At 56.2% G+C, this 6229-nt stretch carries 6 protein-coding genes and 2 pseudogenes; 3 read left to right on the plus strand and 5 right to left on the minus strand.

What is annotated here, in order from left to right; all coding sequences use genetic code 11:
* Positions 1-77: 77 nt before the first annotated feature.
* Positions 78-1042, plus strand: a pseudogene (locus tag ASF69_RS15090) (magnesium and cobalt transport protein CorA).
* Positions 1043-1089: 47 nt separating this feature from the next.
* Here ASF69_RS15090 and ASF69_RS15095 read toward each other — a convergent pair.
* Together ASF69_RS15095 and ASF69_RS15100 are read right to left on the minus strand one after the other, a co-directional pair.
* A complete protein-coding gene (locus tag ASF69_RS15095; RefSeq protein ID WP_062588872.1) occupies positions 1090-1884 on the minus strand; it encodes an SDR family oxidoreductase in 795 nt (264 codons plus the stop codon).
* A 187-nt stretch (positions 1885-2071) separates the two neighbouring features.
* Positions 2072-2866, minus strand: coding sequence for a dienelactone hydrolase family protein (locus tag ASF69_RS15100; protein WP_244475489.1), 795 nt, complete (start codon positions 2864-2866; stop codon positions 2072-2074).
* A 189-nt stretch (positions 2867-3055) separates the two neighbouring features.
* Here ASF69_RS15100 and ASF69_RS15105 point away from each other — a divergent pair, with 189 nt between their 5' ends.
* A complete protein-coding gene (locus ASF69_RS15105; RefSeq protein ID WP_062588881.1) occupies positions 3056-3817 on the plus strand; it encodes an SDR family oxidoreductase in 762 nt (253 codons plus the stop codon).
* A gap of 48 nt (positions 3818-3865) precedes the next feature.
* Here ASF69_RS15105 and ASF69_RS15110 read toward each other — a convergent pair whose 3' ends face one another.
* From ASF69_RS15110 to ASF69_RS23380, 3 genes are read right to left on the minus strand one after another with little or no spacing between them, the layout of a single operon-like run.
* On the minus strand, positions 3866-4090 hold the full coding sequence (locus tag ASF69_RS15110) for a hypothetical protein (RefSeq protein ID WP_062588873.1): 225 nt from the start codon (positions 4088-4090) through the stop codon (positions 3866-3868).
* Positions 4080-4886: an exodeoxyribonuclease III gene (gene xth / locus ASF69_RS15115; RefSeq protein WP_062588875.1), complete on the minus strand. Its 807-nt coding sequence runs from the start codon at positions 4884-4886 to the stop codon at positions 4080-4082. The genes ASF69_RS15110 and xth overlap by 11 nt, the downstream gene beginning before the upstream one ends.
* 9 nt (positions 4887-4895) lie before the next feature.
* On the minus strand, positions 4896-5072 hold the full coding sequence (locus tag ASF69_RS23380) for a hypothetical protein (RefSeq protein WP_112964165.1): 177 nt from the start codon (positions 5070-5072) through the stop codon (positions 4896-4898).
* 229 nt (positions 5073-5301) lie between these two features.
* On the opposite strand from ASF69_RS23380, the pseudogene ASF69_RS15120 reads away from it, so the two are divergent.
* Positions 5302-5519, plus strand: a pseudogene (locus tag ASF69_RS15120) (Ku protein); the annotation flags it as partial.
* Positions 5520-6229 lie beyond the last annotated feature (710 nt).

The following is a 6229-nucleotide window of genomic DNA, read 5'->3' on the forward strand; positions in this document are numbered from 1 at the left end:
TCCCGGTCGGCTTGGCGTGTATTTGTTTCTTACAGTCAAATATCTCCCCTCCAGTCCTCGAAGCATATCGGACAAGAATGACAGTCGTCGCATCCTATCTCTATCGCAACGGTAAGCGCACTGATGAGATGACACTCTCTTCGCAGCCCTTTGAGGCGAACGCCAACGAGTTTGTCTGGATCGGGCTGACCGATCCGACGATCGAAGAGATGGCATGTTTGAAGGCGATGTTCAGCCTTCATTCCCTTGCAGTCGAGGACGCGCTGAATGGCAAACAGGTCCCGAAGGTCGATATCTATGGCGACCAGCTATTCGTCGTCGCCAAGACCGCATATCTCGAAAACGACAGGATCGCCTATGGCGAGACCTGTATTTTTGTCGGCCAGAACCATGTCATCACCGTGCGACATGGGTCGGCTGGATCACACCAGAAACTACGCGAACAACTCGAGCAGGCACCGCAACTTCTCTCGCATGGTCCTGACTACGTCCTCCACGGCATCCTCAATTTCATCGTCGATGGCTATCTTCCCTTGGTCGAAACGATAGAAAACCGGGTTCTGGAGATTGAGAAACACGTTCTCATATCTTTCCTTGAGCCGGAGCAGATCCGCAGGATCTTCCGAATGCGTCGGCAGGTCATTAAGTTCCAGAGGGTGATGGGTCCGATGGAGGAAGTTGCCAGCAAGCTAGCCAACCTTAAACTGCCCTGCGTCGACAACAACGCTAGGCCGTTCTTCAAGGACGTTCACGATCATGTTCGGCGTGTCGAAAACATGGTGATCGGGCTGCGTGATATCGTGACATCCGTATTCGAGGCCACAAATCTTCTGGAGCAACAGCGGCAAGAGCGACTACGCGGCAGCTCGCAGCATGGGCGGCGATTCTGGCTGTGCCGACGGCAATCGCTGGGATTTACGGCATGAACTTTGAGAACATGCCCGAGCTGAAGTCGCAATACGGGTATTACATCGTTCTGGCTGTCATTCTCGTTCTCTGCGGCATTCTGTATTACCGCTTCAAACGCGCGCGGTGGCTGTGATCCAGTTGGCCTGCAACGGCGGATGACAGTTTGGCGCTATCACTTTTTTAGCTCCCCGGCGCCGCGGCTGATCCCGCAAGAATGCCGCCATCGATGGTCAATTCGGCTCCAGTCATATAGGTGGCTTCGTCGGAAGCCAGCAACACAGCCAGCGCAGCGACTTCCTCCGGCCTTCCAAACCGGCGCATCGGTGTGTCCTTGACCAACGCGGCCTCGCGGTCTGTACGATCCGCGCCAGTGCCCAGCATCGGCTCCCACATGGGAGTCATCACGGCGGCCGGATGGATCGAATTGCAGCGGATGTTCAAGCCTTGACTAGCGCAATAGAGGGCGACGCTCTTGGTGTGGTTGCGCACCGCCGCCTTGGATGAGGCATAGGCCGCAGCCATCGGAATTCCGACCAACCCCGAGCGAGACGAGATATTGATGATCGAGCCCGCACCATTTTCCCGCATGGCCCTGATGGCATAACGGCAACCGAGGAAAGTCCCATCCAAATTCACGGCATGGACCGCACGCCAATCGGAAAGTTGAGCGTTTTCCGGATCGTGAGCAGGCGGAGTGCTTTCGACTGGTCCCTCGAACCCGGTGATCCCGGCATTGTTGACAATCACGTCAATCCTCGGAAACTGACGGGCAATCTCAATCCAATCGTTTTCCGAGGAAACATCAAGTCGGACGAACGTCGCTCCGATTTCCTTTGCTAGATTCCGGCCACCTTCCACGTCGATGTCAGTGACAATGACGCTGGCCGCTTCGTGAGCGAAAGCACGAGAAATAGCTGCGCCAATGCCGCGCGCAGCCCCGGTTACGACTGCGGTTTTCCCCTCAAGTCTGGGCATGAGTGAATCCTTAAAAGTGCGAATTATACTCAGGACGCGCGATGTTCTCGGCCGCTACATCAGTGGTGCTGATTCAGACTACAGGTCAGCAATGTCCCTGGTCGTGCACTCCAAGTTGGCCCATCTCTTCTACCCGCGCCCGGATAATCAGTCAAGAAATGGAGGTCGAACGTACACCGTCATGCCGCTATTTTAAGCCGTCGCGAAGGAAGATGACGGCATCCATTGCCTCCTCCGACGATATAGTGTGACCGACCCCAGGATAGATTTTGGACGTCACCTTGAAACCAGCCGATCGCAGTTGGCCAGACGCGACAGTTGTCGCTGCCGGTGGAATTGTTTTATCCTCTGCACCATGCATCATCAGAATAACTGTTCGTGTCGAAGATGACGTCGGCGGCAGAGGCAACAGCCCTGCAAAAGTGGCAAGAGCGCCGACCTTCCAACGACCCGATGCAACTCCATCCAGCGCCATAATGGCGCCTTGCGAGACCCCGACGAACGCCACTCGGTCCAGCGCGCCTTCGAACCCTTCACGTTTGACAATTTCAGAGACCACCCTGTCGAACGATCGACGCGCGGCATCTATCCGCTCGGGGCGCATGATCTGGTCATCGACTGCAAACCATTGACGACCACCTGACTTGTGCGCGAACGGCGCATCTGGCGCAACGAACACTGTGTCCGGGAGCGTAGCCTGCCAAGAGTTCCCGAGCGCTCCCATCACCGCCCCTCTTCCCCGGATGCCGTGGAACAGGATCACCAGATGATCCCCACGCATTCCTACTCGAGAAGCGGTCGATCTGGAGATGCTTTCTGCCTGCACCATCTGCAAGGGTTTGGCCGCAGGGTCGACCTTGGACGACACAATTCGGGGTCCGCGGTCCGCAGCCATTACAACACTAGGACTTGCAGCGACGCAGATTGCGCCAATGAATATAACGAATAGAGAGAAGAAGGCCGCGAGATTTGAGGGCATCATGAGACTTTCCTATTGCATCCCCTCAACCTCCACTGGGGAACGTTCGTTCCGCTCCAGCGCTACGCCGCCACTGACAATCTCGTTATTGCCATCTGTCTGCCTTCAATCGCCAAGACCTCTGCGCCGGGAACAACCCCGCACATGTCCCGTTTCAGAACGAGGCACCACTGCACATTCAAGGAGATTTCAATGCAGCGATTTGCAGACAAGGTTGTCGTCGTAACTGGCGCTGGTTCAGGAATAGGCAAGGCAACGGCGGAGCGTTTCCTCAGCGAGGGCGCAATGGTGACCCTGGTCGGCCGCACGAGGGCAAAGCTGGAGGATGTCGCGAAGCCTTATCCTGAAGATCGGGTTCTGCTAATCGAGGCTGACATATCGAATGACGGTGACGTGAGAGACATGATTTCTCGGACGGTCGAAAAGTTCGGGCGCCTGGATGTTCTTGTCAACAATGCAGGTGTTGTCGCCCAAGGCGACGTCAGCACCCTCACCACAGATGCCTGGCGAACGGTCATGGCGACAGATGTGGATGGCGTCTTCTACGCCTGCCGTGCGGCCGTCCCACATCTGAAGTCGTCGCGCGGCTCCATCATCAACGTCAACTCCGTATCCGGCACGGGTGGTGACTGGGGCATGGCGGCATACAATGCCGCCAAGGGTGCCATTACCAACCTCACGCGGGCGATGGCCATGGATCATGGCAAGGACGGCATCAGGGTCAACGCAGTATGCCCGAGCCTGACGCGCACCGGGATGACCGAGGACATGATGGACGACGAAAAGTTGATCGCGAAATTCAACGAACGCTTTGCGCTCAGAGGCCCTGGCGAACCGGAAGACGTCGCGGCGGTGATCGCATTCCTTGCAAGTGACGACGCTCGCTTCGTGACAGGCGTCAATCTGCCTGTCGACGGTGGAATGTCGGCGTCTAACGGTCAGCCGCCTCAATAGAAGTCGAACGGCCCCTGAGGGGTTGTCCTCCGGGGCCCCCACAAACCTTCAATCTACAGGTCGTTTCTCTTCTGCCGCTGGCCAGTCGTTGGCCGGCTCCTCGATTACATCATCATCTGCGGGATCGGGATCATGCTCATGAGCGACCAACATGCTGTCGACCTCCACGACAATGACACTGCAAGCGTCCTCATAACTGACGCCGTTTACAACGAGGCCATCGACCAGCTCTTCGAGCTTTGAGCGAACCTCACGTTTCCAATCATCGGTCATTTGTCTCACCTTTTTTTGACGTTTTTTCGGTCAGTTCAATCCAGACAGGCGCGTGATCGCTGGTGTGCTCCCAGCCACGGACGCGCTTGTCGACTTCGGCCTTCACGAGCCTTTCGGCGAGATGCGGGCTCAGCAAAAAGTGGTCGATCCGCAGACCAGCGTCGCGCGCATACGCATTTCGAAAATATGCCCAGAAGGTGTAGATCCGTTCGATCGGATGCAGATGCCGTACCGCATCCGTCCAGCCTTGCGCCACCAGATCCGCATAAGCCGCTTTGACCTCGGGCCGAAACAGCGCGTCGTCTATCCAGCGCTCCGGTTTGTAGACATCGAGATCGGTTGGCATGACGTTAAAATCGCCAACGAGGGCTACAGGTACTCCGAGCTCGAACAGTTCTTCCGCGTAGGAATGCAGTCGCCGAAACCAGTCTAGTTTGTATTGGAACTTCGGACCTGGGACCGGATTGCCGTTTGGCAGGTAGAGGCATCCGACAACCATTCCGTCGATGACAGCCTCGATGTATCGACTTTGGTCGTCGTGCTCGCCGCCGGGCAACCCGCGTCTCGTCTCAAGCGGCTCCTGGCCGCGTGCAAGGATCGCGACACCGTTCCACGATTTCTGGCCATGCCATATCGCGCCGTAGCCTGCGCGTTCCAGCTCTTTGCGCGGAAATTTATTGGACGGTGCCTTAAGTTCTTGCAGACAGACGATGTCAGGTTGCCCCTCGTCCAGCCAACGAAGCATAACGTTCAGGCGACCATTGATACCGTTAACATTGTAGGTGGCGATCTTCACCGGCTTGCGTTAGCGCTTGCGATCACCTTTGTCGCCCTCTCCTGATTTGGTATCATTCTGTGCGTCATGGCGCGCATCGGCTGAAAGCGAACGAGAGACATCGACGCTCTCCTTGAACTTGCCGTCTTCATCGCGGCGTACGTAACGCTTGTCAGTGCCGGTATCGATAAGTTCTCGCTTTGTCATAACAGATCTCCGTCGGGTGGCTATGGAAGGGAAACGCGTCACGCTTTCAAAAGATGCATTCGTATCAGCGACCTAAGACAGACACGCGAAACGAGAGGCCGCATGTGCCTAAGTCATCGTAAACGACTCGTTTTAGCTAGGACGTCTCGCTCACTCGTTCGGTTGAATCGCGTGGTTCTGTGAGGAGTGTCATATTATGGGTTCCCCGTGAGCGGGTTGGAAAGGCTTCATCAATTCGGCGAAGTGTCCTGCGCAGTCGCGCTTTGGCCGCAGCGTCAGGAGCGGATCGCCTTCAACACGCTCAACAAAGCAACCGACAATCGGGTGAAGCGCGAGTTCGTAGATGGCGAGACCGGCGAGTTGGTCGAGCGTGACGATCAGATCAAAGGTTATCAGACAGATAACGGGCAGTACATCGTTCTGGAATCGGAAGAAGTCACCGCCGCCACTCGTGGCGTGATCTTAAGGGGCAGAGCCGGAAAAAGCACGTAAGGACATGCTTCGAACTTCTGTTCCGGAGCACATTTTGCTCAGACGCGGGACCGTCGTGACCCCGCGGCGCGAGCTTTCTCCTCCGAGCAAAAACCAACGCTCGCCGTGCAAGAAACTGATCCAGGTTTCATGGTAGTAATTCTGCCCGGCACATCGTAAGTGCGCTTGCCTCGCGTACTGACCGTTCCCTTGATGGGCATTCACCGGTTTCCTCCGTCACAGCAACAGTCATGCTTAGGAGCAGGATACTAGTAGCCCGCCGCAGAGATGAGCAATACATCGTTCCCACGCCACTAGTCCACAAGGCGACCGACCTGCCGCAAGGCGCCAAACAGGTCGTGTCAAAATAAAAAGAGCTAGGTGCCGCAAGAAAAAGCGTATCGCCAGCAGCGGACAGCTTTTGTGCCGACACCCAATAGCACGCTTAACGCTAAGCCAACCATGTCGACAATATGAGAGGCGGCGTAAAAAATCTTATAAAGACCACGCTGTAGGCTTTGACGCAAGGGGGCAGAGCAATGCAGATCGATTTACAAACTCTTTGGTACTTAACCATTGGAACGCTGCTGGTGTCAGCATCGCTTCTCCTTTGGGAAAGGCACGCTCATCCAGGTCGCGCACGCGTGCTCGGTGTTCTGGCCGCGGCACTCTTCTCGTTCGTTCTC

Source organism: Rhizobium sp. Leaf311, from assembly GCF_001423445.1.
In the GTDB taxonomy this organism is placed as follows: Bacteria; Pseudomonadota; Alphaproteobacteria; order Rhizobiales; family Rhizobiaceae; genus Agrobacterium.

Bases quoted from the DNA above. Each gene is read 5' to 3' on its own strand.
- ASF69_RS23380 (WP_112964165.1), bottom strand. From the start codon at position 5,072: ATGACAAAGCGAGAACTTATCGATACCGGCACTGACAAGCGTTACGTA.
- ASF69_RS15110 (WP_062588873.1), bottom strand. From the start codon at position 4,090: ATGACCGATGATTGGAAACGTGAGGTTCGCTCAAAGCTCGAAGAGCTG.
- ASF69_RS15105 (WP_062588881.1), top strand. From the start codon at position 3,056: ATGCAGCGATTTGCAGACAAGGTTGTCGTCGTAACTGGCGCTGGTTCA.
- ASF69_RS15095 (WP_062588872.1), bottom strand. From the start codon at position 1,884: ATGCCCAGACTTGAGGGGAAAACCGCAGTCGTAACCGGGGCTGCGCGC.
- ASF69_RS15100 (WP_244475489.1), bottom strand. From the start codon at position 2,866: ATGATGCCCTCAAATCTCGCGGCCTTCTTCTCTCTATTCGTTATATTC.